Origin of the sequence: Streptomyces pseudogriseolus (assembly GCA_002154585.1) — a bacterium.
GTDB classification, from domain to species: Bacteria; Actinomycetota; Actinomycetes; order Streptomycetales; family Streptomycetaceae; genus Streptomyces; species Streptomyces pseudogriseolus.
Window position 1 is genome coordinate 1 of sequence record MUNG01000745.1, and the last position, 1505, is coordinate 1505.

Below are 1505 nucleotides of genomic sequence, written 5' to 3' on the forward strand. Positions count from 1 at the left end.
TCCTCGACCCCGCCTGCGGCACCGGCGCCCTGCTCCGCGCCCTCGCCGACCGCCCCGACCGCCGGCTCCACGCCCAGGACGGCTCACCGGAACTCGCCGCCCTCACCGCCCTGCGCCTCGCCCTGCACACCCGCGCGCCCGTGCACGCCGCCGCCGGAGACACCCTGCGGGCCGACGCGTACCCGGAACTGCGGGCCGACGCCGTGCTGTGCCACCCGCCGTTCAACGAGCGCAACTGGGGCCACGACGACCTCGCCTACGACCCGCGCTGGGAGTACGGCTTCCCCGCCCGCACCGAGTCCGAGCTGGCCTGGGTGCAGCACGCGCTCGCCCGGCTCCGGGACGGCGGCACCGCCGTGCTGCTGATGCCGCCCGCCGTGGCGTCCCGCCGCTCCGGCCGGCGGATCAGGGCCGACCTGCTGCGCCGGGGCGCGCTGCGCGCCGTCGTCGCGCTGCCCGCCGGGGCGGCGCCCCCGTACAGCGTGCCGCTGCACCTGTGGGTGCTGCGCCGGCCCGACCGGACACCGGCGCAGCCGGAGGTGCTGCTCGTCGACACCGGGCGGTTCACCGACGACGGGCGCGGCGGCCCCGACTGGCCCGGGGTGCGGGAGACGGTGCTCGGCGCCTGGCAGGCCTTCGACGCGGCCGGACGGATCGACGAACGGCCCGGCCTGGCCCGCTCGGTGCCGGTCATCGAACTCCTCGACGACGACGTCGACCTCGCCCCCGCCCGCCGGCTGCCGCCCCCGGCCGACACGGACGGCGCCGGCCGGCTGACCGGCGTACGCGCGCGGCTCGACGAGACGCTGCGGCTGACCGCCGAGCTGACGCCGCCGCCCGCCGAGCCCGTGCCGCCCGCCGCGTCCGGACGGCTGCCGCTCACCACGGTCGGCGAACTGGCGCGCGCGGGCGCGCTGGTGATGCGCACCGGCGGGCAGGGCGGACACGGCGGCCACGCGCGCGTGCCCGTGCTCACCGACCACGACGTGCTGGCCGGCACCGCCCCCTCCGGGACGCTCCCGGAGAGCGAGGAGGAGCCGGTGCTGACCGAGGCGGGCGACGTCGTGCTGCCCGTGCTGGGCGGCGGGGCCGTCGCCCGGGTGGTCGACGAGGAGACCGCCGGAGCCGTCCTCGGCCGCAATCTCGTGCTGCTGCGCCCCGATCCGGCGGCGCTCGACCCGTGGTTCCTCGCCGGGTTCCTGCGCGGCACCGCCAACCACCGCCAGGCCAGCAGCTACGCGTCCACCGCCACCCGGCTCGACGTCCGCCGCCTCCAGCTCCCGCGCCTCGCGCCGGACGAACAGCGGCGCTACGGCGAGCGGTTCCGCGCGCTCGACGCGTTCGAGAGGGCGCTCAGGGAGGCCGGACGGCTCGGCGAGCAGCTGGTGCGCGGGATGTACGACGGCCTCACCGACGGGACGATCGCCCCGTAGGGCCGCCGCGCGCCGGAACCTGCCCGTCCGCCCTGCCGTGCCCTGCGCGCCCCCCGCGCGCGGGGAGTTCGC

The 1505-nt window shown here is 79.0% G+C and carries 1 protein-coding gene; it reads left to right on the plus strand.

The window, feature by feature from the left end; translation table 11 throughout:
• The coding region (locus CCN29_RS34505) for an N-6 DNA methylase (RefSeq protein ID WP_086686358.1) at positions 1-1433 on the plus strand (1433 nt) is incomplete at its 5' end.
• Positions 1434-1505 lie beyond the last annotated feature (72 nt).